This window comes from Amycolatopsis sp. NPDC051903, from assembly GCF_044452505.1.
Classification (GTDB): domain Bacteria; phylum Actinomycetota; class Actinomycetes; order Mycobacteriales; family Pseudonocardiaceae; genus Amycolatopsis.
Window position 1 is genome coordinate 799,808 of sequence record NZ_JBITBT010000001.1, and the last position, 26,637, is coordinate 826,444.

Sequence of the window (26,637 nt, forward strand, 5' to 3'; positions counted from 1 at the left end):
CCTTGACAGGAACGCTAGCAGCGCGCATTCTGAATTCAGATTCACTGAATTATAATTCACTGGAGGGGACATGGACACCACGGTGCTGATCGCGGGGGCGGGGCCGACCGGGTTGACGCTGGCGATCGAACTGGCCCGGCGCGACGTCGCCGTGCGGCTGGTCGACAAGGCGGACGAGTACTTCACCGGCTCGCGGGGCGACGGCCTGCAGCCGCGCACGCTGGAGGTCTTCGAGGACCTGGGGGTGCTCGACGCGGTGCTGGCCGCGGGCGCGCCGCCGTTCCGGATGAAGGTGCACCTCGACGGCCGGTTCGTGCAGGAGCGCACGATGGCCGAAACGGTCGAGCCGACGCCCGCCGTGCCGTACCCGAACGCCTGGTTCCTGGGGCAGTCGCAGACCGAGGGCATCCTGCGCGACCGGCTCGCTGAGTTCGGCGTGCGCGTGGAGCTCGGCGCGGGTCTGGCGGGGTTCACGCAGGACGAAGACGACGTCACCGCGCAACTGTCGACGGGCGAGACCGTGCGCGCCGAGTACCTGGTGGGCGCCGACGGCGGCAAGAGCTTCGTGCGCAAGACGCTGGGGATCCCGTTCGAGGGCACCACCGACGAGACGATCCGCATGCTGCTCGGCGACGTCCAGGCCGAGGGCCTCGCGCACGACTCCGCGTACTGGTTCGCGACCGCCGACAACCCCATGACCGGCGTCATCTTCACCCCTCTCGCCGGCACTCCGCACTTCCAGTTCGGCGCCCCGCTGGGCGACGAGGAGGCCGCCACCTCCCTGCCTGCCCTGCAGGCCCGCCTCGACGCCGTCTCCGGCGGCGGGATCCGGCTGCACGACCTCGCGTGGTCCACCGTGTGGCGTCCGAACGTCCGCCTCGCGGCCTCCTTCCGCCAGGGCCGCGTGTTCCTCGCGGGCGACGCCGCCCACGTCCACCCGCCCACGGGTGGGCAGGGCCTGAACACGGGCGTGCAGGACGCGTACAACCTGGGCTGGAAACTGGCGTCCGGCTCGCCTGCCCTGCTCGACTCCTACGAGCCCGAACGCCGCGCCGTCGCCGCCCGCGTCCTCGGCGTCTCCACCGCGATCATGGAGAAGTACACCGACGGCGACGAGGACGCCCACCGCCGCGGCGACGAGACGAAGCAACTCGACATCGGCTACCGCGGCGGCCCGCTCGCCCCCGCTTCGACCGGCGCGCTGCGGGCGGGGGACCGCGCCCCGGACGCGCCGCTGGCCGACGCGAACGGCAAGGCGGTGCGGCTGTTCGAACTCTTCCGGGGCCCGCATGCGACGGAGTTGGTGTTCGGGGCCGGCGCTGCTTCGGGTGAGTTTCCGGTGCATCGGATCTTGCCCGCCGGTTCCGCCGTTTCGGGCGCTGATCTGGTGGACGTGGGTGGGCACGCGTTCGCCGCTTACGAGGCCACGGCGGGGCGCCGCGTGGTGATCCGTCCGGACGGTTATGTGTGGTCGATCTCGGAGCGCTGATCACTCGGGGACCGGGGTGGGCGCCGGGCCGGCTTGGGGCTGATCACCAGCGGGGCTGGGGTGAGCACGGGGCGCGCGGGGAACTGGAGTGGGCGCGCTGGGGGTTCATCACGGGCGAGGCCGCGGCTGAGCTGCGAAGCGGCCGGGCCGGGAACACCAGGCGAGTCGGGCGAAGGTGCTCGGCCGCCGGGTCGGTCGGATCCACCGGTGTCGGGAGGTTTGTCCACAGCATCGTCGAGTTGTGGACAGCTCAGCCCCCGGCCGGCCGTGAACCGCGGTTTCGTGGGTGACCGCCGATAAAATGGGTCCGGGGGCAGCCCCCTGGGAGGCGGGCCGCGTCTGGGCGGCCCGCGTCTGGGCGGCCGACAGCACGGGCCGGCAGCAGGCGCCGACAGCAGGGGCCGGCGGCAGCGGCCGGCGGCAGCGGCCGGCGGCAGGCGCCGGCAGCAGCGGCCGACAGCAGGGCCGGCGGCGGGAGCCGAACCGAGGCACCCACTGCGACGGGCGACTGCAGGAGTCGGGCAGCAGCGTCGCGGAGCGGCCGAGCTGGAGGGCAGCTGAGCGGGTGCGCTGGGGCCGATCGCGCGGGAACGAGAGCCGCGCAGGAGAGTCGGCGGAGCGACTGGGCCGGGGGCGTGAAAGCGCCGCGCGGGCCGAGCCGAGGTGGGACAGCGGAGCGGTCCAGCCAGTCGGATTGATCAGGTAGGGACTGGCAGCGGCCAGGCAAGAGCGAGAGCACAGGGTGGGTCGAGCGAGGGGGTGGCTCGACCCGCCCGGTGGATCAGAGGGCGGCGCGGGCCGTTTTGGACACGCGGGACCACACGGCGGGCCAGGCGGCGCGGGCTTCGGCGCGTTTGGCGAGTTCGTGTTCGGCGATGCGGCCCGCGATGAAGCCGATTTCGCCGTCGGCGTTGGGGAGCAGGCCGCGGACGCGGTCGGCGGCGACGACGGCGTCCTGGTGGTCGCCGAGGACGGTTTGGAGTTTGCGGGTCGCTTTGACGAGGTCGGCGAGCTGCAGGGCCTGCTTCTTCTTCGCCGACGAGCGGGCCATCTCGGCGGTGTAGCGCAGCTTCTTGCCGTAGATGCGCAGGTTGTGCAGATCGTCGTCCGGCGGGTCGGCGGGAAGGGCTCGCACGGCCTTGTCCAGGCGCCGGAAGGGCTTGCGCACGTCGGCCGCCAGGCCGTCCGAGGCGAGCGGCGTCGAGTCGATCTCCTGGTCCGGCGTGCGGGTCAGCTGGGCGACGCTCTGCAGCAGGGCGGAGTACCGGGCGCTCGACAGGGCGCGCGTCAGGCGGCGGCGGGCGACGCCGCGTTCGGCGACGAACTTCGACACCAGCCGGCGGCCCGCGGCCTGATCGCGGACGTCGAAGCCGGCGATCACCTCGCGCAGGTGGCCGATCAGCACGTCGTAGTCGCGCACCTCGCCGAGCGACTGGCCGAGCCAGCCGAGCTCCACGCGCACCGGCTCGGCCGTCGGGCCGATGAGCGGGCCGGACGTCTTCAGCACGCTGCGCATGCGCCGCACGGCGACGCGCATCTGGTGCAGGTCTTCGGGATCCGCGCCGCTGCGGGTGCCGGCTTCGCGGGCCAGCAGCTCGCGCAGCTCGTGATCGAGCTTCGCGCGGATGTGCGTGGCCGCCGGATCCCGGGGGCCCGCCTTGGCGGGTTCTTCCGGGAGGCCGAGCTCGGCCGGGGTCGTCGGCTCAGGCGCTCGGCGGCGGGTCGAGGAGGGCAACGTTTCGGTGGTCACGACATGAATGGTAAGTGAACTTGCTGGCAGTGCGGGAATCCCGTGTGACGAAAAAGGGCGCGCTCCAGGTGGAGCGCGCCCCTTCGTCTGGAATGACGCAGCGGAAAGGATCAGTTCGCGTGCAGGGCCTCGTTGAGCTGGATGCCCGCCCCCGTGCGCGAAACGACCTCCACCGCGCCGGTTGCCGAGTTGCGGCGGAACAGCACGCCGGAGACACCGGAGATTTCCCGTGCCTTCACGGTCTTGCCGTCGACGACGACCTTGGTCCCGGCGGTGATGTAGAGGCCGGCCTCGATCACGGAGTCGTCGCCGAGCGAGATGCCGATGCCGCCGTTGGCGCCGATCAAGCAGCGCTCGCCGATGGAGATGACCTCCTTGCCGCCGCCCGAGAGCGTGCCCATGATCGACGCGCCGCCGCCGACGTCGCTGCCGTCGCCCACGACCACGCCGGCCGAGATGCGGCCCTCGACCATCGACGCGCCGAGCGTACCGGCGTTGTAGTTCACGAAGCCCTCGTGCATCACCGTCGTGCCCGAAGCGAGGTACGCGCCCAGGCGCACGCGGTCGGCGTCGGCGATGCGCACGCCGCTGGGCAGCACGTAGTCGACCATGCGCGGGAACTTGTCCACTCCGTACACGGCCACCGCGCCGCGCGAACGCAGCCGCAGCCGCGTCTGCTCGAAGCCCTCGACGGGGCACGGGCCGTGGTTCGTCCACACCACGTTGGCCAGCTTGCCGAAGATGCCGTCGAGGTTCTGCCCGCGCGGCTGCACCAGGCGGTGCGACAGCAGGTGCAGGCGCAGGTAGGCGTCGTGCGCGTCGGTGATGGCTTCGGCCAGGCTGCCGACGGTCACGCGCACCGCGACCACCTCGACACCGCGATCGGTGTCGGGCCCGAGCAGCGCGGCCGCCGCTTCGCCCAGCAGCTCGGTGGTCTCGGCGGCCGACAGGCGCTCGGTACCGGCGGTACCGGTCCCGGTCAGCTTCGGGTGCGGGTACCAGGTGTCCAGCACCGTGCCGTCGGTGGCGACGGTGGCCAGCCCGACGCCGACGGCGCCGGTCGTTTCGGGGTCAGGGGTCTGCTCGCTCACGCCGGTCACGGTAGTCGAGTGACGCGCCTCAACCCGTGGTGGCCTGCTGGTTCACGAGCCGCTTCACCGAAGTGAGCGCCGCCGAAATGCTGATCAGCGACTCCGTGCACGGTCCGCCGGCGTTCGGCACGGTGGTGCAGCCGGCGCCGCGGAACGCGCCGACGCCCTGGTCGAGCGCCGCGGCGGCGTGGTCGAGCGCGACGTCGAGCGTCTTGCCCGCGGCCGCGCGCTGGTGCACGGCCGCGGCCGTGCCGCCGACCTCCGTGACGTACTTCTCGCAGCCCTTCGGCAGCTGCGTCTGCGGGCTGACGTAGCACGCGTCGGCCGACAGCGCGTCGAGCTTGATCGGCAGGGCGTCCGGGCCCGGGGTGCCGGGGTTCGGGCCGGGCGTGGGACCCGCCTCGGAACCGCAGCCGGCCAACACCAGGGTGAGGACGACGCCGCCGAGAGCGACCAGGGAGCTTCGCGTACGCACGTCCTCACGGTAGCCCTCGGGCCGGGTCGGTACGGTGCGGGTATGACCTCGCTCGACCTGCGTGCCGACCCCGCCGACCTGACCGCCGCCCTCGTCGACGTGTTCAGCGTCTCCGCGCAGGAGGGCCCGCTCGCGGACGCCGTGGAAGCGGCGCTGCGCGAGCAGGCACCGCACCTCGAGGTCGTTCGCAACGGCGACGCGGTGCTCGCCCGCACGAACCTCGGTCGCGGCTCGCGGGTGGTGCTCGCGGGGCACCTCGACACCGTGCCCGAGAACGGCAACCTGCCCTCGCGCCGCAGCGGTTCCGGCGACGAGGAACTGCTCCACGGCCTCGGCTCCGTCGACATGAAGGGCGGCGACGCGGTGTTCCTGCACCTCGCCGCGACCCTGCCGGACCCGAGGCACGACGTGACGTTCGTCTTCTACGACCACGAAGAGGTCGAAGCGGTCAAGAACGGCCTCGGCCGCATCGAGCGCGAGCTGCCGGAGTGGCTCGCGGGCGACCTGGCGGTGGTCGGCGAGCCGTCCAACGGCGTCATCGAGGCCGGGTGCCAGGGCACGCTGCGCGTCGAGGTCCGCACGAGCGGGACCCGCGCGCACACCGCGCGCGCGTGGATGGGGGAGAACGCGATCCACGCGCTGGCCGGGCCGCTGCGCCGGCTCGCCGAGTACTCGCCGCGCGTGGTCGACATCGACGGCCTGACCTACCGCGAGGGCCTGCAGGCCACCAAGATCTCCGGCGGCGTGGCCGGCAACGTCGTGCCCGACGCCGCCGTGCTGACCGTCAACCACCGCTTCGCCCCGGACCGCAGCCCGGCCCAGGCGGAAGCCCACGTGCGCGAGGTCTTCGGCGGCCACGACGTGACGCTCACGGACGTCTCGCCGGGCGCTCTGCCGGGTCTGTCGGCCCCCGCGACGGCCGAACTCGTGGCCGCCGCGGGTGGCCGCGCCGCCGCGAAACTCGGCTGGACGGACGTCGCTCGCTTCGCCGCGCTGGGCATGCCGGCGCTGAACTTCGGCCCCGGCAACCCGAGCCTCGCGCACACCCAGGGCGAACACGTGCGCGTCGCGGAGATCCGCCAGGTGGCCGACGTGCTGCGGAAGTTCCTGGGCTGAAACGGGCCAGGCGCTGAAACGGGCTACGCGCCGCCGCGGATCGCCTGGATGTCGAGCTTGATCTCGATCGTGGAGCCGACCATGACCAGGCCCTTGGCCAGCGTCTGCTGCCAGTTGATGGTGAAGTCCTCGCGGTGCAGCTGCGTCGTGGCGATCGCGCCGAGCCGGTCGCCGTTCCACGTGCGCAGGCCCAGGTAGCCGGCGTCGAGCTGCACGCCGCGGCTGGCGCCGTGCAGGTTCAGTGTGCCGTCGATGGCCCACCGGTCACCGGGCGCGCGCCGGAACCGGGTGCCGTGGAACCGGATCGCCGGGAAGCGCTCGACGTCGAGGAAGTCCGGCGACCGCAGGTGCGCGTCGCGCTTTTCGGCCGCCGTGTCGATGCTCGCCGCGTCGATGACGACCTCGACGGTCGAGTCCTCGATCCGCCTGCCGACGTTGATGCTCCCGTCGAAGCGGGTGAACCGGCCGTGCACCTCCGAGAGCCCGATGTGCCGGGCGATGAACCGGATGCCGGTGTGGTCCGGGTCGAGCACCCACTCGCCGGGGTCGGGCAGTCGCAGGTTCCCGTCCGGTTCGAGCCGGAGGTCCTCGATCGCCGTGTGGTCGCCGCTGGCCACTTCGACCGAGCGGGTCTGCGCCAGGTAACCGCCCGCGCTGATGGACACGGTGTAGGTCCCGGCCGTCAACGTGCTGACCGCCAGGCCGAAGTCGTCCGAGGTGGTGCTGGTCTGCCGCTGGGTGCGCTTGTGCTGGATCACCACGTGCGCCCCGGCCAGCGGCCGGCCGTTCTGGTCACCGAGGCGCACGCTGAGGAGCCCGGCTTCGGCGTTGAACGTGACGGGTCCGCCACGTTGTCCTGTTCTTCGCTTGCGCCCGAGCACGTCGTCTCCTCTGGTCGACTTCGTCGGGGCACGTTATCAGCGATGTCAACGAACACCGGTTGTGGTGCGCCGCAGCGGAAGTTCCCGGGCGGGGGTCCGGTGGCCCGGATCCCCGCCCGGAATTTCACCGGCCCTGCAACGACTTGACGTTGTCGCCGAAGGTCCAGGTCTTCGAGCCGTCCCAGTTCAGCGACCACGTCATCAGACCTTTGAGGCCCGGGACGGAGTTGTACGCCTGCGACACGAGGTTCGGCGCCAGGTACCCGCCGCCGGCGCCGGACTGGGCGGGCAGGCCGGGCACCTGTTCGTCGACCGGGACCTTGATCGTGGTGCCCTGCACGACGAGCCCCTTGGCCAGGCAATTGGTCTGCGCGGTGAAGCCCTGCACGGTCCCGGCCTCGTAGGTGTCGCCGGTGCAGCCGTACATGGATCCGTTGTAGTACTGCATGTTCAGCCACCACAGGCGGCCGTTGTCGGCGTACTTCTTGATGATCGGCAGGTACGAGCCCCAGATCGAGCCGTAGGTGACGCTGCCGCCGGTGACGTACGCGGTCTCGGGTGCCATCGTGAGCCCGAAGTTCGCCGGCATCTGCGCGAGCACCCCGTCGATGATGCGCACGAGGTTCTGCTGCGACGTCGACAGCGTGCCGATGCTCCCGCTGCCGCTCAGGCCCGTCTCGATGTCGATGTCGATGCCGTCGAAGTTGTACTTCTCGAGGATCGGCACGATCGTGCTCACGAACTTGTCCGCCACCGCCGAGGACGACAGGTCGATGCCCGCCGCCGCGCCGCCGATGGACATGAGGATCGTGGCGCCCGAAGCCTTCGCGGCGCACATGTCGGCCGGGGTCGCGACCTTCACACCGGCGTCCATGCCGTCTTCCCACAGCACCGTGCCGTCGGAGCGGATCACGGGGAAGGCCGCGTTGAGCACGTTGTAACCGTTTGCCGCGATGCGGCTGTCGGTGATCGGCACCCAGCCGAGGCCGGGGTGCACGCCGTTGGCCGCGCCGTCCCAGTTCTCCCAGTAGCCTTGCAGGACCTTGCCCGCGGGCTTCGACTTCACGGCGCACGTGTCGGCCTGCGCCGACGCACCCGCGGGCGAGCCCCCCGCTGCCCCCGCGAGCCCCGCGGCGAGCGCGGCCGCGACCACCGCGGCGAACACCCGTGACTTCCGACCGAACATCCCGGCTCCCGTCTCGTGACGACTGTGTCAGTGCGCGGCGTTCGGGTGAACGGTAGGCGCGCGCGGGAGTGGTTGACTACCTACGAACGGGTGGTCTAGACAAATAGTCGAGGCTGGCCGAGCTACACTGTCCACTGTGGTTAGTTGACCCTGCGCGACGGCGGTCGCGCGGGCGGCGTCGCGCACCGCACCCTTCGGCGTGCTGACCGGTGAGTGACCAGCCCTTGACTCACGGTGATCGCCACGGTCCCGGGGTCCACAAGGGACCGTTCACGGCCGGGTCACCCGGGCGTCACCGGCGCCGGGACGCTGGGGAAATGCCGGTCGCGCAGGCCCGTACGCTTGCCTGGTGAGCGAACAGTCTGAGTTTCCGGACGGCCAGTACCCCGAGCGCCCGGTGGAGCGCCACAAGGGCCCGGTGGTGCTGCGGCGCGACCGGCGTGACCAGGGCAGCACCACCGACCAGCGGCTGCTGGACTCGCGCGGGCCGAGCGACTGGGTGCACACCGATCCGTGGCGGGTGCTGCGCATCCAGGCCGAGTTCGTGGAGGGCTTCGGCGCGCTCGCGGAGGTGCCGCGCGCGGTGACCGTGTTCGGCTCGGCGCGCACGAAGCGCGACGAGCCCGAGTACCAGCTCGGCCGCGACATCGGCGGCGCGCTCGCGGACGCCGGCTTCGCCGTGATCACCGGCGGCGGCCCGGGCGCGATGGAGGCCGTGAACCGCGGGGCCGCGGAGGCCGGCGGGTTCTCGATCGGGCTCGGGATCGAGCTGCCGTTCGAGCAGGGCATGAACCCGTGGGTCGACCTGGGCGTGAACTTCCGGTACTTCTTCGCGCGCAAGACGATGTTCATCAAGTACTCGCAGGCGTTCATCTGCCTGCCCGGCGGCTTCGGGACGCTCGACGAGCTGTTCGAGGCGCTCGTGCTGGTGCAGACCAAGAAGGTGACGAAGTTCCCGGTGGTGCTGTTCGGCACCGAGTACTGGGGCGGGCTCTACGACTGGATCTCGAAGGCCGTGCTCGAAGGCGGCAAGATCGGTGAAAAGGACCTGGAGCTGCTGCACCTCACCGACGACATCGACGACGCGGTGCGCGTGGTCGAGGACTCCTACCAGGCTTGGGAGGACACCCACTGATGCGCCGCGTCTGCGTCTTCTGCGGCTCGTCCATGGGCCTGTCCCCGGTGTACGCCGAGGCCGCCACCGCACTCGGCAAGCTCCTCGCGCAGCGCGGCATCGGCCTCGTGTACGGCGGCGCGAGCGTCGGCACGATGGGCGCGGTCGCCGACGCCGCCCTCGCCGCGGGCGGTGAGGTGATCGGCGTGATCCCGGAGGCGCTGTCCAGCGTCGAGATCGCCCACGCGGGCCTCTCGGAACTGCACGTCGTCCCCGACATGCACCAGCGCAAGGCCAAGATGGCCGCGCTGTCGGACGGCTTCCTGGCCCTGCCGGGCGGGGCGGGCACGTTGGAGGAGCTGTTCGAGGTCTGGACCTGGGCCCAGCTCGGCCTGCACGGCAAGCCCATCGGCCTCGTCGACGTCGCCGGTTACTACCGGGGCCTCGTGGACTTCGCCGACCACATGGTCACGCAGGGCTTCCTGGGTGCCGGCTACCGCGACCTGCTCCTGGTGGACGCCGACGTTTCGGCGCTGCTGGACCGGTTCACGGAGTACGAGCCGCCCGCGCAGCCCAAGTGGTCGTGATCAGGCGGCGCCTTCGCTCGGCCGCTTGTGGTAGCTGTCCACGTACTCCTGCCCTGAGAGCTCCAGGATCGCGTACATGATCTCGTCCGTCACGGAACGGCGGATGGCCGAGGACGAGTCCTGGCCTTCGTAGCGGGAGAAGTCGAGCGGTTCGCCGAACTTGACGCGGATCGGGCACACGCGCGGGATCTTCGCGCCGCCCGGCTGGATGGCTTCGGTGCCGGAGAGGGCGACGGGGACGACTTTGGCGCCGGTGGACAGCGCCAGCGCCGCGACGCCCGTGTGGCCGCGGTACAGGCGCCCGTCCAGGGAGCGCGTGCCCTCGGGGTAGATGGCGAACGTGCCGCCCGCCTCGAGGACGCGGCGCCCGGCCTCCAGCGCGGCCAGGCCGGCGGACGCGTTGCCCCGCTCGACGGGGATGTAGCCGAGCGCGTCGAGTGAGTTGGCGATGAACCGGCCCTTCAGGCCCTTGCCCGTGAAGTACTCCGCCTTGCCGAGGAACCGCACCTGGCGTGGCGTCGTGAACGTGATCACGCCGGTGTCCAGCGCTGCCCGGTGGTTGGCCGCGAGCAGGACCGGACCGTGGGCCGGCACGTTCTCCACACCCTCGACCTCCGGACGGTAGAGCGAGCGGACCAACGGGCCGAGCGCGAAACGGACGAGCAGGGGCAGCAACGGGGTCTCCCTCCGGTGGACAGGTCGCCGGCTCCAGCATGGCACGATCGGCCGATGAGCTGGTTCGAACGTCGCACCTGGCAGGAACCCGCGTGGACGCCCGCGGACATCCTCGCGGCGAAGCGTGACCGCACGGTTTCCGTGGTGCTTCCGGCGCTGGACGAGGAGCAGACGGTCGGTGCCGTCGTCGGGTCCGTGCGCCCGCTGCTGGGGTCGGTCGTCGACGAGCTCGTGGTCGTCGACTCCGGCTCCACCGATGCGACGGCTCGGGTCGCCGAGGAGGCGGGCGCGCGCGTCGTGCACCGCGAGGACGTGCTGCCCGATCTGCCGCCGCGGCCCGGCAAGGGCGAGGTGCTGTGGCGTTCACTTGCGGCGACCAGCGGCGACGTCGTGGTGTTCCTCGACTCCGATCTCGTGGATCCCGGCCCGGCGTTCGTGCCGGCGCTGCTCGGCCCGCTGCTCACGGAAGCCGGCGTGCACCTGGTCAAGGGTTTTTACCGCCGTCCGCTGCGGCTCGAGAGCACGGGTGGCGGCCGCGTCACCGAACTCCTCGCCCGGCCGGTGCTCTCCGCGCTGCGCCCGGCGCTGGGCGAGCTCGTGCAGCCCCTCGGCGGCGAGTACGCGGGCACGCGCGAGTTCTTCGAGTCCGTGCCCTTCGCCGGCGGTTACGGCGTGGAGATCGGCCTGCTGCTGGACGCCGAGGAGCGCTACGGCCTCGACGGGCTCGCCCAGGTCAACCTCGGCGTCCGCAAGCACCGCAACCGCTCGCTGCTGCAGCTGGGTGTGATGGCGCGCCAGATCCTCGGCACGGCGCTCGCCCGCTGCGGCGGGCCGAGTGACGAAGCGGCCCGGTTCACGCAGTTCGTGCAGGTGTCGGGGGAGTGGCTGCCCGACGTCACCGAGGTCGCAGTGCTGGACCGGCCGCCGATGCGTGAGGTGCGGGCCGCCCGTCCTCGAGGCTGAGCACGCGGTCGAAACCGGCGAGGTGCTCGGGCCGGTGCGTCACGAGCACGACGGTCCCCTTCGCGGCCGCGAGCACGCGCGCGAGGACCTCGTCGCCGTGAGCTTCGTCGAGGCCTTCGACGGGTTCGTCCAGCACGAGCACCGGTGGCGCGGCGAGCACGGCCCGTGCGAGCACCAGCCGCTGGCGCTGGCCGCCCGACAGCGTGCCGGCGGCGCGATCGAGCGGCACGTCGAGGTCGGCGACGGCGCACGCGGCGAGCAGATCGTCGTCCGAAGCGTCCGGCGCGGCCAGCCGCAGGTTCTCGCGGACGGTCGTGGTGAACACGTGCGCGTCGGCGAGCGCGCCTGACACGACCCGCGGGTTCGGGCCCTCGATCCGCCGGCCGTCGAGCGTGGCCCGGCCCGCCGTAGGCGCCGTGAACCCGAGCAGGACGTGCAGCAGCGTCGTCTTCCCCGCGCCCGACGGGCCCAGCACGCCGAGCCGCGTGCCCGGCGGGAGGTCGAGGTCGACGCCGTCGAGCGCCGCGGCCCGGCCGGGGTGCCGCACGCCGACCCCGCTCAGCCGCAGGTGCCCCGGGCCGGTGTGCTCCGGCGGCTCGGCGGGCGTGGTCGCCAGCAGTTCCCGCACGCGGCTGAGCGAGGCCCGCAGCTCCGGCACGCGCTGGGCGGCGGCGGTGAGGGGTAGGACGATCTCGAACACCGCCAGCACGACCAGCGTCAGCGCCGCCGTGACGGGGACGCTCGCGCCCGCCAGCAGCGCCACCGCGGCCGTCGACGCGAGCTGCACGAGCGCACCGGCAGCGGTCAGCACCGCGAGCCACGCCGAAATTCCGCGCGCCCGGGCGGCGATCCCGTCGGCCACCGAGCCGGCGGCCGCCGTCGCCTCGGCTTCCGCGCCGTACGCCACGAGCTCCCGCCGGCCCGTCACCAGCTCCACGGTGCGCTCGGCCAGCTCCTGCCGCGCCGGGGACGTCAGCGCCTGGCTCTTCGCGGTGATCCGCACGGCGAGCCGGGGCAGCACCACGCCCGCGACCATCAGCCCGGCCACCACCACCGCGGCGGCCGGAAGGCTCACCAGGCCCACCACGACCGTCACCGCCGCCCCGACGATCCCCGCGACGACCGCCGGCAACGCCAGCCGCAGCACGGCGTCCTGGACGGCGTCCACATCGGACACCAGTCGCGTCACGAGGTCGGCCCCGGAGTGCTCCGCCACCCGCCGCGGCACGAGCGCTTCGTACACCCGCGCCCGCAGCGCCCCGAGGTAACGCAGCACGACCTCGTGCCCGGCCAGGCGTTCGGCGTAGCGCAACCCCCCGCGTGCCAAGGCGAACACGCGCACCGCCACGATCGCGACCGTCAGCGCGGCGAGTGGTGGCTGTTCGGCCGCTCGCATGAGCAGCCAGGCCGCGGTGCCGGTGAGCGCCAGCCCGGCCAGTTCCGCCGCGGCGGCAAGCAGCGCCGCCCGGATCAGCCGCGCGCCGTTCATCGGACCGCCTCCGGCACGCGCCCGCCCGCCACGGGGATCGTGCGCGTGGCCAGGTCGGCCAGCGCCGGGTGGTGGGCGACGAACACCGCCGTCCGCCCGGGCAGCAACTGGCGCGTGCCGTCGAGCACCGCCTGTTCCGTCCTGAGGTCCAGCTGCGCCGTCGGTTCGTCGAGCAGCACGAGTCCCGCGCCGGTCCGGGCCAACGCGCGCGCCAAGCCGATGCGTTGCCGTTGCCCCGCGGACAATCCCGCGCCCAGCTCGCCGATGCGGGTCGCGCAACCCTCGGGCAACCCGGCGATCACGTCGTCGAGCGCGGCCGCGCGCGCCGCGGCCGGGACGTCACACGTCGAGCCCAGCGCGATGTTGTCGGCGACGGTGCCGCTGAACAGCGTCGGCCGCTGCGGCAGCCACGCCGTGTCGCGCAGCCAGGCCGCGTGGTCGAGCGAGCGCAGGTCGACGCCGTCCACGAGCACCCGGCCCGACGTCGGCGTGACGAAACCGAGCAGCACCGCCAGCAGCGTCGACTTGCCCGATCCGCTCGGCCCGGTGAGCGCCACGTGCTCACCGCGCCCGACAACGAGGTCCACTTCGGACAGTGCCACCACGTCGCCGTAGCGCACCGACACCCCCTCGACCACGAGCTCCGGCGGCCCGGCCGGCCGCGTGAGCACGCCGCCTCGCTGGGCCGGCGCCGGCGTGGCCAGCGCTTCCCGCAACGCCGTGAGCCCCTCGGCCGCCGCGTGGAACTTCGCGCCGGCCGCGCGCAGCGGCAGGTACGCCTCGGGCGCGAGCACCAGCACGAGCATCGCGGTGTGCGCGTCGAGCGAGCCCTCGAGCAGCCGGAACCCGATCGGCACGGCGATGAGCGCGATCGACATCGTCGCCACCAGTTCCAGCACCAGCGAGGACAGGAACGCCACGCGCAGCGTGCCGAGCGTCGCGTCCGCGTGGGCGCCGGCCATGGCCCGCACGGTGTCCGCCTGGGCGCGGGCCCGGCCGAGCAGCTTGAGCGTCGGCAGACCGCGCACGGTGTCGAGGAAGTGCCCGCCCAGCCGGGTGAGCAGCGCCCACTGCCGTTCGGTGCGCGCCTTCGCCCGCGCGCCGACCAGCGCCGCGAACACCGGGATCAGCGGCAGCGTCGCGACCACGATCAACGCCGACGTCAGGTCCGTCGTGAACAGCCGCGCCACCACGGCCACCGGCACGAGCACCGACAGCACCAGCGCGGGCAGGTACCCGGTGAGGTAGCCGGTGGTCGCGTCCACCCCCTTGGTCACCTGCGTGGTGACCGCGCCGGCGTCGGCGGACGAGCCGAGCAGCCGGCGCCGCAGCCCAGCCTGCGCGCCCGCCGCGAAGCGGCCCGTGACGACCCCCTGCGCGAGCGCGAGCAGCACCCGCGCGGCCACGGCGACGAGCAGCGCGACACCGACGCCACCACCGGTCAGCAGGGTGGCGAGGCCTTCGGCCTGCACGAGGACCGCGCCGGCGGTCAGCGCGCCGAGCACCCCGAGCACGGCCAGGTACCGGCGCAAGCCGGGCAAGGACGGCATTTCCGTTCCCCCTAGAAGTGCAGCAGCGACTGCCGGTCGACGGGACCGCGGTTCGCGCGCCAGGTCAGCCACTGCACGACGACCAGCACCACGAGCACGGGTACCGCGAACCAGCCCAGCAGCGCGGCCGTTTCCGGCGCCGTGACGGCAGCGGAGACGGTCAGCGCGTACGACGGGTCCGAAGTGGACACCAGGACCGTCGGGAACCGCAGCACGCCCACGAGCAGCGCCGGTGTGGCCGACAGCAGCATGGCGGCGGGCAGCGCGACGCGGAACCGGCGCGTCCGCAGTCCGAACAGGACAACACCGAACGCGGCGAACGCCACGGCCGTCACCACGATCGCGAGCCACGACGCCCCCGACACGGCCAGCGCGCCCCACGCCGTGGCCACCACCAGGAACGTGCCGGCCGGGGCCGTGAACGACTTGGCGAACCGCGCCGCGCGCCCGGCGAGGTCCGCCGGCCCGCGCACGGCGAGGAACACCGCCGCCTGCAGCCCGAACAGCGCCACGAACCCGAGCCCCCACAGCACGGCGTACGGGTCGAAGAGCGCGAGCACGTCGTCGACCGGGTTGCCGCGCGAATCCACGGGCAGGCCGAGCACGAGGTTGCCGAGGAACAGGCCCCACGACACCGTCGTCACGAGCGCGCCCGCCGTGATGCCGAACGTCCACGGCCCTCGGCGCGCTTCGGGGCGGCGGCTGCGCAGCTGCACCGACGCCGTGAACGCGACGAGCCCGAGCAGCAGTGTCACCACCAGCACGTACGCGCCGGCGAACACCCGTCCCTCCAGGTGCGGGAACGCGCCGAACAGCACCCCGACCGCGGCGATCAGCCACACCTCGTTGGCGAGGAAGAACGGCCCGAGCGCCCCCAGCGCGCGGCGCTGCTGCGGTTCGTCGCGGGCGAGGCCGGGCAGCAGGAAGCCGACGCCGTAGTCGTAGCCCGCGAGCGCGAAGTACCCGCCGAGCAGCAGGCCGAGCACGCACCACCAGATCGTCACCATGATCAGACTCCGCTCAGCACGGGAAGTTCGGGCTCGGCCGGCGCCTCTTCGGGCTCGGGGCCGCGCCGCGCGATCCGCGACAGCAGCACCCAGTCGGCCACGGCGAGGGCGGCGAAGAGCACGCCGAACGCGACGAACGAGAACAGGATCTGGCCCGCGCTCACCCCGGAGATCGCGTCGGCCGTGCGCAGCTGCCCCCAGACCAGCCAGGGCTGGCGCCCGATCTCCCGCACGAGCCAGCCGCCGATCGCCGCGCCGAACGGCAGCGCGATCGCGGGCACCATCAGGTAGAGCAGCGGGCGGGCGCGCATCAGCCAGTTGCGGTAGAGCAGCACGGTGCCGACCACCGTGCACAGGAGCATGACGAACCCGATGGTCACCATCACGCCCAGTGGCGTGGCGACCCCGGTGCTGTTGCCGTCGAGCTTGTCCGGCTGGTACTTCGCCAGTTCGCCGAACTGCGCGAAACCCTGCTGGATCACCAGGACGCTGCCGGCCAGTGCCGTCACCACGCCGATTCGCATCGAGCGGCGGAAGAAGTCGACCTCCGGCGTGCGCTTGATGAAGTGGTAGGCGCTCACGCCGACCACGAAGAACCCGCCGGTGGCCAATGCGGCGGCCAGCACGTGCGGCAGCGACGCGACGAGCGCCGGGTTCGTGAGCAGGGCGCCGAAGTCGTCGAGCCGCAGCACGCCGTTCTCGAGGTGGCTGCCGACCGGGTTCTGCAGGAACGAGTTGGCGACCATGATGAACAGCGCCGACGCGTACGCGGTTAGCGTGACGAGCCAGATCGTGGCCAGGTGCACCCACTTGTTCAGCCGGCCCCAGCCGAAGATCCACAATCCCAGGAATGTGGACTCGAGGAAGAACGCCACCAGCGTCTCGATCGCGAGTGGCGCTCCGAAAACATCACCGGCGAATGCGGAAAGCCCGGTCCACGTCAGCCCGAACTGGAATTCCATGACGATTCCGGTGGTGATGCCGAGCGCGTAATTGATCACGTAGAGGCGGCCCCAGAACCGGGTCATCCGGAGCAGCTGCGGAGTGCCGCTGATGGCAGCCCGGGTCTGGGTGATCGCCACAACGGTCACCAAACCCAGGGTGAGCAGCACGAACAGGAAGTGGAACGTCGTCGTCGTCGCGAACTGGAGTCTCGCGATCGGTAGTGGGTCCATGGCGGCGGAGTCTATACGTAGTGCGGCTACATGTAGCAGAGAAATCTATGAGATCCGGGTCATCTCAGGGTCATCCCCGGTGTCCCGCTCGCCGAACCGGGGATTACGCTTCCGGCGTTGGTATGAGTAGACTGCCCACCTATGAAGGCGGACACCTTGCGCGGGCACCTCGACGCGCTGCTGCTGGCTGTGCTCGACGGCCGGAAGCTGCACGGCTACGCGATCATCGAGGCGCTCGCGCTGCGGAGCGGCGGTGCACTCGACCTGCCGACCGGGACCGTGTACCCGGCGCTGCGCAGACTCGAGCGGGCCGGCTACCTGGCCAGCGAGTGGGACGTGGTGGCCGGGCGCAAACGCCGCACCTACCGGCTCACCCGCCCCGGGCAGCAGGCGCTCGCCGCCGAGCGAGCCGAGTGGCGGGAGTTCACGACGGTGATCGGCGGCGTCCTCCAGGCGGGCGCGTGAGAGCGTTCCCGCGGTTCGCCGGACCGCGGGTGGGGGAGGAGCGGGCATGACCGGGATCGAGGGGTACCTCGCGGACCTCGACCGGCGCCTCGTGGGCTGCCGGTCGACGAAGGACGACCTGCTGGCGGAGGCGCGCGACGGCCTGCACGACGCGGCCGACGCGTACCGCGAAGGCGGGATGCCCGGCCTCGAAGCCGAGCGCCGCGCGGTGGCCGACTTCGGCGGGGCCGACGTGATCGCCGGCGACTACCAGGCGGAGCTGTCCATGCACAGCGGCGTGCGCACGCTGTGGAAGCTCGTGCTGGGCGTGCCCGCGATGCAGCTTTCGTGGGACTTCGCCCGGATCCTCACCTTCGGCGACTGGACGCGCCTGTCGACCCCGACGCCCGAGTGGTACCGCCTCGCCACGCACTTCTCGCACGGCGCGGTGTTCGTGGTGCCCGCGGTGGGGCTCGTCGCGCTGGTGTGCGCGCGCTGGCTGAGCCGCCGCGTCGACGGGATCCGCCTGGCGCGCACGTGCGGGTTCTTCATCGCCGGCGCCGTCGGCATCAACCTCGCGTCCGTGCTCACGCTCGTGGTGGCGACGGGCTTCGTCGACGTTTCGCGGTTGTTCCTGTCCGTTCCGTGCGTGTTGCTGATGGTGGCGTACGTACTGCTGTCGGTGCGTCTGGTCGTGCTCGCGCGACGTTCGATGGCGCGGTGTGCCACGATCGTGGCGTGACGACCGCGCTGATCTACCTCGTAGTCATGCTGCTGGTGGCCGCCGTGGTGTTCCTGCTCGCCGCCGTGGTGTTCGGCCGGGGCGAGGAGCTGGCCCCGCTGCCGCCGGGCAGCTCGCCCACCCGCCTGCCCGCCGAGGACATCACGGGTGAAGACGTGCGGCAGGTGCGTTACCAGCTCGTGCTGCGCGGCTACAAGATGTCCGAAGTGGACTGGGTGATGCGCCGGCTCGGGGTGGAGCTCGACGAGCTGCGCGGCCGAGTCGCGGAGCTGGAGGCGGCCCAGCGGGAACCGAGGCCCGCGGGTGAGTAGCGACCTGGTGCTGTCGGTGGAGGTCGACGCCCCGGCAGGGACGACGTGGCTCGCGCTCACCGACTGGCCGCGCCAGCACGAGTGGATCCTCGGCACCACTGTGGAGGTGCTCGAGGGCAACGGCCGCAGCGTCGGCTCGAAGATCGCGGCGACCACGGGGATCGCCGGCGTCGGGCTCTTCACCGACACCATGGAGGTCACCGCCTGGGAGCCGCCGTTGCGCGTGACGATGCGCCACATCGGCAGCCTCGTGCGCGGCACCGCGGCGTTCCAGGTCGTCGCCAACGGGCCGACGCGCTCCACGTTCGTCTGGGCCGAGCACCTCGACCTGCCGTTCGGCCTCCTCGGGCGCGTCGGCTGGCCGGTCGTGCGCCCGGCGTTCTCGCTCGGGCTGCGGTATTCGATGAAGCGGTTCGCGAAGTTCGTCCAGGACTACACGGTGGGCGGCCGATGACGGGGCTGCTGGGGGAAGACGGCGTTTCGCGCTGTTCGTGGGGCAACTCGACGGCGGACTACACGGCCTACCACGACGAGGAGTGGGGCACGCCGCTGCACGGCGAGGCGGCGCTGTACGAGCGGCTGTGCCTCGAGTCGTTCCAGTCGGGACTGTCGTGGATCACGATCCTGCGAAAGCGCGAGAACTTCCGGAAGGCGTTCCGGAAGTTCCAGCCGGCCAAGGTCGCGCGCTTCGGCGACGCCGACGTCGAACGGCTTATGGCCGACGCCGGCATCGTGCGCAACCGCGCCAAGATCCTCGCGGCCATCGGCAACGCGCGCGCGATCGCGCAGCTCGAGTTGCCGCTGGACGAACTGCTGTGGTCGTTCGCGCCCGAGAAGCACGTGCGGCCGAAGACGATGGCCGACGTGCCGGCGGCGACCGACGAGTCCAAGGCCATGGCGAAGGCGCTCAAGAAGCGCGGCTTCGCCTTCCTCGGCCCCACGACCTGCTACGCGCTCATGCAGGCGACCGGCATGGTCGACGATCACGTCGCGGGCTGCTTCCGGGCGAACTGAACCCGCCGGAAGCAGCCCGGCGCGGCTACTTCCCCTGGAAGTTCGGCTTGCGCTTCGCGACGAACGCCTCCACGGCCTCCGTGTGGTCGGCGGTCGCGCCGAGCGCGGTCTGGGCCTCGTCCTCGGCGCCGAGCGCGTCGTCCAGAGAGGACTGCGCGGCGACGGACAGCACGTGCTTGATCTTCGAGTACGCCACGGTCGGGCCCGCGGCGAGCTTCGCGGCCACGGACTGGGCGCGCGCGGCCAGCTCCTCGTCGGGCACGACTTCGCCGACCAGGCCGATGCGCTGCGCCTCGGCGGAGTCGACGGTGCGGGCCAGCAGCATCAGCTCGGCGGCGCGGCCGAGGCCGATGAGCCGCTGCAGCGTCCACGACGCGCCCGAGTCGGGGCCGAGCCCGACGTTGGCGAAGGCCATCAGGAACGACGACGACTCGGCGGCGATCCTCAGGTCGCTGGCGTAGGCGAAGGCGGCGCCCGCGCCGGCGGCCGTGCCGTTGACGGCGGCGATGACCGGCTTCGGCATGTCGACGATGGCCTTGACGATCGGGTTGTAGTGGTCGCTCACCGTGTGCAGCGGCGCCGGGTCGTGGGCCTGGAGCAGGCCCACGTGTTCCTTGAGGTCCTGACCGGCGCAGAACGCCTTGCCCGCGCCGGTGAGCACGACCGCGCGCACGTCCGCGTCGTCGGCCGCGGCCCGCAGCTCGGCGAGCAGCCGTTCCTTCAGCTCGACGGTCAGCGAGTTGTACGCCTCCGGCCGGTTCAGGGTCAGGGTGCGCACGCCGTCGGCGTCGGCGGTCAGGAGGACGTCGGATGTGGTCACTGGTGCTCCTCTTGGCGTAATCACGACTGTTCCGCCGAGTCTTTCAGCCCCGCGTGGCGCATACCAGCACCGATGTGGCGGCAAATGATCGGTCCGCGTTCGCGCCCGGCCGCTGATGAGGGACAATGGGGGTCAAGACCCGGCTGGCATGGGAGTGCGCGACCCGGGCGCGCCGGTTGAGACGGAGGGAGCACGCTATGGCGGCCATGAAGCCCCGGACCGGAGATGGTCCCCTCGAAGTGACCAAGGAGGGACGGGGCCTCGTGATGCGGGTGCCACTGGAAGGTGGCGGCCGGCTCGTCGTCGAGCTCTCCGCGGAAGAAGCGAAGGACCTCGGCGCGGCCCTGCAGGAGGTCACCGGCTGATCCCGGCTCCCCCACTGTCCAATTCGCACCCCGGTCTCCTGCTGGAGGCCGGGGTTGCGGTTCATCTGCGCCCAAAGGTTGCTCACTGTGCGTAACTCGCTACCGCCTGTTCCGACGAAACTGCCCGAGATCGAGGTCGCCGATTCGTTCCGCCGCGCGGCGCCGCACGTGGTGCTCGCGCTGAAGTCGGCCGAGCTGGAGCTGGGCGGCGTGAAGCCGTCCGGCAAGGCCGGCGACGTGCAGCCGGTGCCGGCCGGCGGCTGGGTCGCCGGGATCGGCGACGGGGAACCGCGCGAGTACCGGCGGGCGGGTGCGGCCGTGGCGCGCGCAGTGACCTCTGTGGACGAGCCGGCGAAGGCCGTGCAGGTCGAGCTGCCCGCGGACGTCACCGTGGCGCAGGTCGGCGAGCTGGCCATGGGCCTGTTCCTGGGCGGCTACCGGTTCCTGGTGACCACAGAGGACCCGAAGCCGGCGCTGCAGACCGTGCGGCTGGTGACCGGGCGCGGCGGTGCGGCGGCGGCGTACGCGGACGAGGTCGCGCGGGTGCGGGAGCTGGCCGCGGCCGCGGCGCTGACGCGCGATCTGGCCAACACGCCGTCGAACGTCAAGAACCCGGCGTGGCTCGCCAACACCGCGGCGAAGGTCGTCGGTTCGGCCGCGGTGACCGTGACCGTACGGGACGAGAAGTGGCTCGCCGACAACGGCTTCGGCGGCGTGCTCGCCGTGGGCGGCGGCTCGGCGTCGCCGCCGCGGCTGATCGAACTCGAGTACCGCCCGCGCGGCGCGAAGACCCACGTGCTGTTCGTGGGCAAGGGGATCACGTTCGACACGGGCGGCCTCTCGATCAAGCCGGCCGACGGCATGCACCTCATGCGCACCGACATGGCGGGCGGCGCGGCCGTGCTGTCGGCGGTGCGCGCGATCGCCGCGTTGAAGCTGCCGGTGCGCGTCAGCGCGCTGGTGCCCGCGGCCGAGAACCACGTCTCGGGTGGTTCGTACCGCCCCGGCGACATCGTCCGCCACTACGGCGGCCGCACCACCGAGGTCGGCAACACCGACGCCGAGGGCCGCATGGTCATGGCCGACGCGCTGGCGTACGGCATCGAAAAGCACAAGCCGGACTTCGTCGTCGACGCCGCCACCCTCACCGGCGCCATGAAGGTCTCCCTCGGCCTGCGCACCGGCGGCCTCTTCGCCACCGACGACGCCCTCGCCACCCGAGTCGTCGAAGCCGGCGCGCGCGTCGGCGAATCCTGGTGGCGCATGCCCCTCGTCGACGACTACGCCACCGGCATCGAAGGCGAACTCGGCGACGTCCGCCAAGCCCCCGGCGGCCCCGGCGGCATCATGGCCGCGCTCTTCCTCCGCGAATTCACGGCCGGCCTCCCCTGGGCCCACCTGGACATCGCCGGCCCCGCCCGCGCCGACAAAACCTACGACGACATCGTCCCCGGCGCCTCCGGCTTCGCCGCCCGCACCCTCGTGGAACTAGCCGCCTCCTTCACCCACTGACCGCGCCCCAAGCCCAATCCGACACAGCCAGGCACCCCCGGCTCCCAGGCCGACCACCCACCCAAGGCGACGCACCACGCATACGACACCGCCGCCGAACTAGGCAACGAAGGATGCACGCAGCCCTGCCGTGCACCTCGATCGGCGACGCGCCACGCATACGCAACCGCCGCCAAACAGACCCACTGAGGATGCGCCCAGCCCCTGCCGCGCACCCCCGACAGGCGACGCACCACGCATACGACACCGCCGCCGAACTAGGCAACGAAGGATGCATCCAGCCCCTGCCCGGCACCTCGATCCGAAGCTTCCACACGGCCGCCGACCCCGTGTCAAGGCACGCTTTCCCGCCTTGACACGGGGTCAGCGGCCGTAGTCACACTCGAGCTTCGGGGTGCCTACGCACCGCAACACGCCCCCGCGCAGGACCGCATCCCCACCACAACGCCACGCAACACGCCCCCGCGCAGGACCGCATCAACCCACAACGAGACCGCACCCGCCCCCGCGAGGGCCCACACCCCACACCAAGACCACCCCTAACTCCCCACCCCTAACTCCCCACCACAAACCCCCGAAACTCCCCAACACTCCTCGACACCGGCTCCCCCCTCCGCCAAGCCAACCCGATCGTCCTCCCCACCCCCGGCACGATCGGCACCTCCGCCACCCCCGCCGGCGCCCCCGGCTCGAAATGCGGCAACAACGCCACCCCCAACCCCGCCGCCACCAACCCCCGCACCGTGTCCGATTCCTGCCCCTCAAACGCAATCCTCGGCTCGAACCCCGCCGCCGCACACAACTCGTCCGTGATCCGCCGCAACCCGTACCCCGGTTCCAGCAACACGAACTCCTCCCCGGCGAGCTCCTCCATCCGCACCCCTTCCCTGCCCGCCAGCCGATGTCCAGCCGGCACCGACAGCAGGATCGGCTGCGTCGCCAGCACCGCCGTCTCGAACCCGGGTTCGTCCGGCACCGGCGCCAGCAACACCAGATCCAGCTCGCCCTCCGCCAGCCGGTCCACCATCTCCTGCCGCGACCCCTGCACCAGCGTGAACCGCGCCCTCGGCGCCACCGCCCGGTAGTCGCGCAGCAGTGACGGCACCAGCGACCGCCCCAGCAGGTGCAGGAACCCCAGCACGACCCGCCCGCTGTCCGGTTCGATCTCTTCGCGCGCGAGCCGCGCCCCGGCGTCCACCGCCACCAGTGCCCGTTCGGCGGCCTCCGCCAGCAACTCGGCCGCCCGCGTGAGCCGGATGCCCCGGCCGTCCGGCACCGTCAGCGGCGCCCCGAGCGACTCGCTCAGCGCGGACAGCCGTCGGCTGATTGTGGGCTGCGGCACCCCGAGCAGCTCGGCTGTGCGTGTGACGTTCCTCGTGCTCCTCAGGGTGGCGAGGAGCTGCAGGTGGGGCGCGAGCTGGGAAGTCAGAGTCTCATACGGCACGGTATGGATTATCCCGCATTACCGTATTGGACGTATTGGTTAGCGTTCCTTAGCTTCGGAGTACGTGACCACCACCGCTCGTGTGAAGGTCGCCGTCACGGCGGCCGGCTTCACCTCGTTCGCGCTGCTCTACGCGCCGCAGGCCGTGCTGCCGCAGCTCGCGCAGCAGTACCACCTGGACCCGGGCGGCGCGTCGCTGGCGGTCAGCGTGGCGACGGGTGCGCTGGCGATCTCCGTGCTCCCGATCGCGGCGCTGTCCGAGGTGGTCGGGCGCCGGGCGGTGATCCTGACGTCGGTGATCGTGTCGGCGGTGCTGGGGCTGCTGCTGCCGCTGATGCCCTCGTACTCCCTGATGCTGGTGCTGCGCGCGGTCCAGGGCGTCGCGATCGCGGGCTTCCCCGGCGTCGCCACGGCCTACCTGGTCGAGCGGCTCGGCAAGGTCGGCGTCGCGGCGGCGGTGGGGGCGATGATCGCCGGCAATTCCATCGGCGGCATGACCGGCCGGCTCGCGACGGGCTTCACCGCCGCTCCCTTCGGCTGGCGGGGCGCCCTGTACGTGGTCGCCGGGCTCTCGCTGGTCTGCGCGATCGTCACGGTCGTCACCCTGCCGCCGAGCCACCGGGCGCCGGACGAACCGCGCCAGCACGTGCGCGACGTCTGCGTGGGCGTGCTCCACGCCGTGCGCAAGCCCGTGCTGCTCGCCCAGTACGCGGTCGCGCTGCTGGCCATGGGCTCGTTCGTCGCGCTCTACAACGCCGCGGGCTTCCGGCTGACGGGGGAGCTGCACCTGTCCGAGGCCCTCGCGTCGCTGGTGTTCCTCGCCTACGCGCTGGGCTCCGTCTCCTCGGCGCTGGCCAGCCGCCTGTCCGCCCGCATCGGCCGCCGCCGCGCGATCCTCGGCGCGCTGCTGACCATGGCCGTCGGGGGAGTGCTGACGATCCCGGACTCCGTGCTCCTGTTCGCGCTCGGTTTCGTGGTTCTGACCTGCTCGTTCTTCGCCGCCCACGCGATCGCGAACAGCTGGGCGGCCGCCGAGGCGCCAGAGCACGCGCGCGGCCAGACCGGCGGTCTCTACACACTGCTCTACTACCTCGGCAGCAGCATCGGCGGTGCCGTCGGTGCGGTCATCTACGGCACGGCCGGCTGGGCCTGGCTCATCGTCGCCGTGGCGGTGTGGCTCGCGCTCGCCGCGGTCGCCGTCGGGGTCGGCACCGCCGTCCGGGTGCGCCCGCGCGAGCTGGCGCACTCCTGACCAGGGGCAACGCCCTCAGCCGACCGCCGCGACCAGCAGCCCGCCGCCGACCGGCAGCAGAGCCGGCACCAGGCGTTCGTCCTCCCGCATGGCCCGCGCGACCTCCCGTAGGGCCAGCGTTTCCGGATCACGGCGCGAGGGGTCGGCGACCCGGCCGCCGGCCAGCACGTTGTGGAAGGCGATGATCCCGCCGCGGCGCAGCAGCGAGACGCCCTTCTCGTAGTAACTGGGGAACTCGATGCGGGCCGCGTCCACGAACACCAGGTCGTAGCCGCCGGGGGTGAGCCGCGGGAGCACGTCGAGCGCGCGGCCGACGATGAGCCGGGTGCGGCCGGGTGGGATGCCGGCGTCGAGGAACGTCTTGCGCGCGGCCCGTTGGTACTCCGGCTCGAGGTCGATCGACGTCAGCACTCCGCCGGGGGCCATCCCGCGCAGCAGGTGCAGCCCGCTCACCCCGACCCCGGTACCGACCTCCACCACGGCCTTCGCCCCGAGCGTCGCGGCGAGGAAACGCAAGGTCGCGCCCGCTCCCGCGGCCAGCGGGTGGCACCCCAAGTCGGCCGCGCGGGCCCGCGCCGCGGCCAGCACGTCGTCGTCGGGAAGGTACCCGTCGACGTACTCGGCGCCGACCGGCTCGGCCGCCGAGGCCGCATGCGTCCCGGAACTCACGCGCGAAGGTTAGCGTTGCTTGTCGACAAAACCGCGAAGGCTCCCTGGTAAGCCCGCCGAAATAACTTCTCAGCCTGTTCTCAGACGCGTCTCACTAGAACCATAAGGAGACCGGACAGACTCAATCTCGACCGCACGGGAACACCGTGCTCCCGAGCAGCGTTGGCCGAGGCAGAAGAGGAGACACGCTGATGGAGGTGCCTGCTCCCCTGATGCAGAACGCCGACACGACCGAACCGGAGCCGGTGACCGTGGACTCGGGCGAAGCGGCCTGGACGCCGCCGTCCTGGGACGAGGTCGTGCGCGAGCACGCCGACCGCGTCTACCGGCTGGCCTACCGCCTGACCGGCAACACCCACGACGCCGAGGACCTCACGCAGGAGACGTTCATCCGCGTCTTCCGCTCGCTCGCGTCGTACAAGCCGGGCACCTTCGAGGGCTGGTTGCACCGCATCACCACGAACCTGTTCCTCGACATGGCGCGCCGCCGCTCGCGCGTGCGCATGGAGGGGCTGCCGGAGGACACCGACCGCATCGTCGGTGACGACCCGAGCCCCGAGCAGGTCTACAGCGACACCCACCTCGACCCCGACCTGCAGGCGGCGCTCGACGAGCTGCCGCCCGAGTTCCGGGCCGCCGTGGTCCTGTGCGACGTCGAAGGCTTGTCCTACGAGGAGATCGGCGCGACGCTCGGTGTCAAGCTCGGCACCGTCCGCAGCCGCATCCACCGCGGCCGCCAGGCCTTGCGGGCTTCGCTGGAGCGCCGCCGGGCGCTGCGAGACGAGACTGCGAAGGTGTCGGTATGACCGCTGCGCGAGGTTGGGGCCTCCCCGAGTCGCACCTGTTGCCGGACGTAGTGGTCGCACTCGTCGACGGCGAGCTTTCCCCGGGCGCGCACGACCGCGCGACCGCGCACCTGGCGCGCTGCGGGATGTGCGCCGCCGAGGTGTCCGCCCAGCGGCAGGCCGTCGAGGCCGTCCGCCACGCGGGCGCGCCGTCGATGTCCGACGGTTTCCTGGCGAGCCTGCGCTCGATCCCGGACCACACCGACCTGCCCGGCGCCCCGGACAACCTGGCGATGACGGCCGACGGCCAGCTCGTCGCCATCCAGCGCCCGGACCGCGTGGCCGGCCTGCGCGAGGCGGGAGTGCTCGGAGGTCCGCCACCGTTGGGATCGACAACGCCGCTCGGGCACTCGCCAAACGTGCTCGGCGGCGGCCGCTTCACCCTCACCCGTAAGCGCGCGGCCCAGGGCGCCGGCGTGGTCGTGTCCGGGCTGGTGCTGAGCGCGCTGGCCCTGGTCGGCACGTCCGCCGACAGCGGCGAAGGCACCGGCGACCCCGGCAACGTCCCGCCGCCCAACGCCAACCTGCTGCCCGCGCAGATGGCCGTGCCGCGATCGGAGCCGACCGTGTCCACGCCGCCGACCGAGCCGACGACGCCGACCGCCACGCCGGTGGTCGACGAGAGCCTGGCGCCGACGCCGGCCCGCTGAGCCACCGCACCACGGCGCGAG

28 protein-coding genes are annotated in these 26,637 nt (G+C 72.3%); 15 read left to right on the plus strand and 13 right to left on the minus strand.

Annotated features, from left to right (window positions below; genetic code table 11):
- Positions 1-70: 70 nt before the first annotated feature.
- A complete protein-coding gene (locus tag ACIA77_RS04070; protein WP_395884258.1) occupies positions 71-1,489 on the plus strand; it encodes an FAD-dependent monooxygenase in 1,419 nt (472 codons plus the stop codon).
- Between the two features lie 781 nt (positions 1,490-2,270).
- Here ACIA77_RS04070 and ACIA77_RS04075 read toward each other — a convergent pair.
- The 3 genes from ACIA77_RS04075 to ACIA77_RS04085 all read right to left on the minus strand — a co-directional run bounded on the left by ACIA77_RS04075 (position 2,271) and on the right by ACIA77_RS04085 (position 4,805).
- Complete coding sequence (locus tag ACIA77_RS04075) at positions 2,271-3,239, minus strand: CHAD domain-containing protein (protein WP_395884259.1); 969 nt, start codon at positions 3,237-3,239, stop codon at positions 2,271-2,273.
- Positions 3,240-3,349: 110 nt separating this feature from the next.
- Complete coding sequence (dapD, locus tag ACIA77_RS04080) at positions 3,350-4,330, minus strand: 2,3,4,5-tetrahydropyridine-2,6-dicarboxylate N-succinyltransferase (protein ID WP_395884260.1); 981 nt, start codon at positions 4,328-4,330, stop codon at positions 3,350-3,352.
- Positions 4,331-4,358: 28 nt separating this feature from the next.
- Positions 4,359-4,805, minus strand: a complete 447-nt coding sequence (locus ACIA77_RS04085; RefSeq protein WP_395884261.1) for a hypothetical protein — start codon at positions 4,803-4,805, stop codon at positions 4,359-4,361.
- Between the two features lie 42 nt (positions 4,806-4,847).
- Here ACIA77_RS04085 and dapE point away from each other — a divergent pair, with 42 nt between their 5' ends.
- Positions 4,848-5,921, plus strand: coding sequence for a succinyl-diaminopimelate desuccinylase (gene dapE / locus ACIA77_RS04090; RefSeq protein ID WP_395884262.1), 1,074 nt, complete (start codon positions 4,848-4,850; stop codon positions 5,919-5,921).
- 23 nt (positions 5,922-5,944) lie between these two features.
- On the opposite strand, the gene ACIA77_RS04095 is transcribed toward dapE, so the two are convergent.
- Together ACIA77_RS04095 and ACIA77_RS04100 are read right to left on the minus strand one after the other, a co-directional pair.
- Positions 5,945-6,802, minus strand: coding sequence for a YceI family protein (locus ACIA77_RS04095; RefSeq protein WP_395884263.1), 858 nt, complete (start codon positions 6,800-6,802; stop codon positions 5,945-5,947).
- 124 nt (positions 6,803-6,926) lie between these two features.
- Positions 6,927-7,988, minus strand: coding sequence for a chitinase (locus ACIA77_RS04100; RefSeq protein ID WP_395884264.1), 1,062 nt, complete (start codon positions 7,986-7,988; stop codon positions 6,927-6,929).
- Positions 7,989-8,337: 349 nt separating this feature from the next.
- Between ACIA77_RS04100 and ACIA77_RS04105 the strand changes: the two genes are divergently transcribed.
- Together ACIA77_RS04105 and ACIA77_RS04110 are read left to right on the plus strand one after the other, a co-directional pair.
- A complete protein-coding gene (locus ACIA77_RS04105) occupies positions 8,338-9,123 on the plus strand; it encodes a TIGR00730 family Rossman fold protein (protein ID WP_395884265.1) in 786 nt (261 codons plus the stop codon).
- Positions 9,123-9,689 (plus strand): TIGR00730 family Rossman fold protein, encoded by a 567-nt coding sequence (locus ACIA77_RS04110; protein WP_395884266.1) that lies wholly within the window; start codon positions 9,123-9,125, stop codon positions 9,687-9,689. Before ACIA77_RS04105 ends, ACIA77_RS04110 begins: the two co-directional genes overlap by 1 nt.
- Here ACIA77_RS04110 and ACIA77_RS04115 read toward each other — a convergent pair whose 3' ends face one another.
- Positions 9,690-10,364 carry a lysophospholipid acyltransferase family protein gene (locus tag ACIA77_RS04115; protein WP_395884267.1) on the minus strand — a complete coding sequence of 225 codons (675 nt, stop codon included), beginning with the start codon at positions 10,362-10,364 and terminating at the stop codon, positions 9,690-9,692.
- Positions 10,365-10,418: 54 nt separating this feature from the next.
- Between ACIA77_RS04115 and ACIA77_RS04120 the strand changes: the two genes are divergently transcribed.
- The gene (locus ACIA77_RS04120) at positions 10,419-11,327 is read left to right on the plus strand and encodes a glucosyl-3-phosphoglycerate synthase (RefSeq protein ID WP_395884268.1); all 909 of its coding nucleotides are present in this window, start codon (positions 10,419-10,421) and stop codon (positions 11,325-11,327) included.
- Here ACIA77_RS04120 and cydC read toward each other — a convergent pair.
- The 4 genes from cydC to ACIA77_RS04140 are packed head-to-tail and all read right to left on the minus strand — an operon-like array spanning position 11,260 to position 16,548.
- Positions 11,260-12,816, minus strand: coding sequence for a thiol reductant ABC exporter subunit CydC (cydC, locus tag ACIA77_RS04125; RefSeq protein WP_395884269.1), 1,557 nt, complete (start codon positions 12,814-12,816; stop codon positions 11,260-11,262). The two genes, ACIA77_RS04120 and cydC, sit on opposite strands and share 68 nt — an antisense overlap.
- A complete protein-coding gene (gene cydD / locus ACIA77_RS04130) occupies positions 12,813-14,366 on the minus strand; it encodes a thiol reductant ABC exporter subunit CydD (protein ID WP_395884270.1) in 1,554 nt (517 codons plus the stop codon). The genes cydC and cydD overlap by 4 nt, the downstream gene beginning before the upstream one ends.
- A gap of 11 nt (positions 14,367-14,377) precedes the next feature.
- A complete protein-coding gene (locus ACIA77_RS04135) occupies positions 14,378-15,373 on the minus strand; it encodes a cytochrome d ubiquinol oxidase subunit II (protein WP_395884271.1) in 996 nt (331 codons plus the stop codon).
- 2 nt (positions 15,374-15,375) lie between these two features.
- The gene (locus ACIA77_RS04140) at positions 15,376-16,548 is read right to left on the minus strand and encodes a cytochrome ubiquinol oxidase subunit I (RefSeq protein WP_395884272.1); all 1,173 of its coding nucleotides are present in this window, start codon (positions 16,546-16,548) and stop codon (positions 15,376-15,378) included.
- Between the two features lie 141 nt (positions 16,549-16,689).
- On the opposite strand from ACIA77_RS04140, the gene ACIA77_RS04145 reads away from it, so the two are divergent.
- From ACIA77_RS04145 to ACIA77_RS04165, 5 genes are read left to right on the plus strand one after another with little or no spacing between them, the layout of a single operon-like run.
- Positions 16,690-17,013: a helix-turn-helix transcriptional regulator gene (locus ACIA77_RS04145; RefSeq protein ID WP_395884273.1), complete on the plus strand. Its 324-nt coding sequence runs from the start codon at positions 16,690-16,692 to the stop codon at positions 17,011-17,013.
- A 46-nt stretch (positions 17,014-17,059) separates the two neighbouring features.
- Positions 17,060-17,734: a permease prefix domain 1-containing protein gene (locus ACIA77_RS04150; protein WP_395884274.1), complete on the plus strand. Its 675-nt coding sequence runs from the start codon at positions 17,060-17,062 to the stop codon at positions 17,732-17,734.
- Complete coding sequence (locus ACIA77_RS04155; protein WP_395884275.1) at positions 17,731-18,045, plus strand: DivIVA domain-containing protein; 315 nt, start codon at positions 17,731-17,733, stop codon at positions 18,043-18,045. Before ACIA77_RS04150 ends, ACIA77_RS04155 begins: the two co-directional genes overlap by 4 nt.
- Positions 18,038-18,499: an SRPBCC family protein gene (locus ACIA77_RS04160; protein ID WP_395884276.1), complete on the plus strand. Its 462-nt coding sequence runs from the start codon at positions 18,038-18,040 to the stop codon at positions 18,497-18,499. Before ACIA77_RS04155 ends, ACIA77_RS04160 begins: the two co-directional genes overlap by 8 nt.
- Complete coding sequence (locus ACIA77_RS04165) at positions 18,496-19,059, plus strand: DNA-3-methyladenine glycosylase I (protein WP_395884277.1); 564 nt, start codon at positions 18,496-18,498, stop codon at positions 19,057-19,059. The genes ACIA77_RS04160 and ACIA77_RS04165 overlap by 4 nt, the downstream gene beginning before the upstream one ends.
- Before the next feature lie 25 nt (positions 19,060-19,084).
- Here the strand turns inward: ACIA77_RS04165 and ACIA77_RS04170 are convergent, their stop codons facing one another.
- Complete coding sequence (locus tag ACIA77_RS04170) at positions 19,085-19,879, minus strand: enoyl-CoA hydratase-related protein (RefSeq protein ID WP_395884278.1); 795 nt, start codon at positions 19,877-19,879, stop codon at positions 19,085-19,087.
- Between the two features lie 197 nt (positions 19,880-20,076).
- On the opposite strand from ACIA77_RS04170, the gene ACIA77_RS04175 reads away from it, so the two are divergent.
- Positions 20,077-20,244, plus strand: coding sequence for a DUF3117 domain-containing protein (locus tag ACIA77_RS04175; RefSeq protein ID WP_005155393.1), 168 nt, complete (start codon positions 20,077-20,079; stop codon positions 20,242-20,244).
- Positions 20,245-20,331: 87 nt separating this feature from the next.
- Positions 20,332-21,756, plus strand: coding sequence for a leucyl aminopeptidase family protein (locus ACIA77_RS04180; RefSeq protein WP_395884279.1), 1,425 nt, complete (start codon positions 20,332-20,334; stop codon positions 21,754-21,756).
- A gap of 553 nt (positions 21,757-22,309) precedes the next feature.
- Here ACIA77_RS04180 and ACIA77_RS04185 read toward each other — a convergent pair.
- Positions 22,310-23,185 carry a LysR family transcriptional regulator gene (locus ACIA77_RS04185; RefSeq protein ID WP_395884335.1) on the minus strand — a complete coding sequence of 292 codons (876 nt, stop codon included), beginning with the start codon at positions 23,183-23,185 and terminating at the stop codon, positions 22,310-22,312.
- A 79-nt stretch (positions 23,186-23,264) separates the two neighbouring features.
- Here ACIA77_RS04185 and ACIA77_RS04190 point away from each other — a divergent pair, with 79 nt between their 5' ends.
- On the plus strand, positions 23,265-24,452 hold the full coding sequence (locus tag ACIA77_RS04190; protein ID WP_395884280.1) for an MFS transporter: 1,188 nt from the start codon (positions 23,265-23,267) through the stop codon (positions 24,450-24,452).
- Between the two features lie 15 nt (positions 24,453-24,467).
- Here the strand turns inward: ACIA77_RS04190 and ACIA77_RS04195 are convergent, their stop codons facing one another.
- A complete protein-coding gene (locus ACIA77_RS04195) occupies positions 24,468-25,121 on the minus strand; it encodes an O-methyltransferase (RefSeq protein WP_395884281.1) in 654 nt (217 codons plus the stop codon).
- Between the two features lie 191 nt (positions 25,122-25,312).
- On the opposite strand from ACIA77_RS04195, the gene sigE reads away from it, so the two are divergent.
- Together sigE and ACIA77_RS04205 are read left to right on the plus strand one after the other, a co-directional pair.
- Positions 25,313-25,927 (plus strand): RNA polymerase sigma factor SigE, encoded by a 615-nt coding sequence (sigE, locus tag ACIA77_RS04200; protein ID WP_204091398.1) that lies wholly within the window; start codon positions 25,313-25,315, stop codon positions 25,925-25,927.
- On the plus strand, positions 25,924-26,616 hold the full coding sequence (locus ACIA77_RS04205) for an anti-sigma factor family protein (protein ID WP_395884282.1): 693 nt from the start codon (positions 25,924-25,926) through the stop codon (positions 26,614-26,616). Before sigE ends, ACIA77_RS04205 begins: the two co-directional genes overlap by 4 nt.
- Positions 26,617-26,637 lie beyond the last annotated feature (21 nt).

Coding starts and splice junctions, on each gene's coding strand:
- ACIA77_RS04070 (WP_395884258.1), top strand. CDS start 71: ATGGACACCACGGTGCTGATCGCGGGGGCGGGGCCGACCGGGTTGACG.
- dapE (WP_395884262.1), top strand. CDS start 4,848: ATGACCTCGCTCGACCTGCGTGCCGACCCCGCCGACCTGACCGCCGCC.
- ACIA77_RS04100 (WP_395884264.1), bottom strand. CDS start 7,988: ATGTTCGGTCGGAAGTCACGGGTGTTCGCCGCGGTGGTCGCGGCCGCG.
- ACIA77_RS04110 (WP_395884266.1), top strand. CDS start 9,123: ATGCGCCGCGTCTGCGTCTTCTGCGGCTCGTCCATGGGCCTGTCCCCG.
- ACIA77_RS04120 (WP_395884268.1), top strand. CDS start 10,419: ATGAGCTGGTTCGAACGTCGCACCTGGCAGGAACCCGCGTGGACGCCC.
- cydC (WP_395884269.1), bottom strand. CDS start 12,816: ATGAACGGCGCGCGGCTGATCCGGGCGGCGCTGCTTGCCGCCGCGGCG.
- cydD (WP_395884270.1), bottom strand. CDS start 14,366: ATGCCGTCCTTGCCCGGCTTGCGCCGGTACCTGGCCGTGCTCGGGGTG.
- ACIA77_RS04135 (WP_395884271.1), bottom strand. CDS start 15,373: ATGGTGACGATCTGGTGGTGCGTGCTCGGCCTGCTGCTCGGCGGGTAC.
- ACIA77_RS04140 (WP_395884272.1), bottom strand. CDS start 16,548: ATGGACCCACTACCGATCGCGAGACTCCAGTTCGCGACGACGACGACG.
- ACIA77_RS04145 (WP_395884273.1), top strand. CDS start 16,690: ATGAAGGCGGACACCTTGCGCGGGCACCTCGACGCGCTGCTGCTGGCT.
- ACIA77_RS04150 (WP_395884274.1), top strand. CDS start 17,060: ATGACCGGGATCGAGGGGTACCTCGCGGACCTCGACCGGCGCCTCGTG.
- ACIA77_RS04165 (WP_395884277.1), top strand. CDS start 18,496: ATGACGGGGCTGCTGGGGGAAGACGGCGTTTCGCGCTGTTCGTGGGGC.
- ACIA77_RS04175 (WP_005155393.1), top strand. CDS start 20,077: ATGGCGGCCATGAAGCCCCGGACCGGAGATGGTCCCCTCGAAGTGACC.
- sigE (WP_204091398.1), top strand. CDS start 25,313: ATGGAGGTGCCTGCTCCCCTGATGCAGAACGCCGACACGACCGAACCG.
- ACIA77_RS04205 (WP_395884282.1), top strand. CDS start 25,924: ATGACCGCTGCGCGAGGTTGGGGCCTCCCCGAGTCGCACCTGTTGCCG.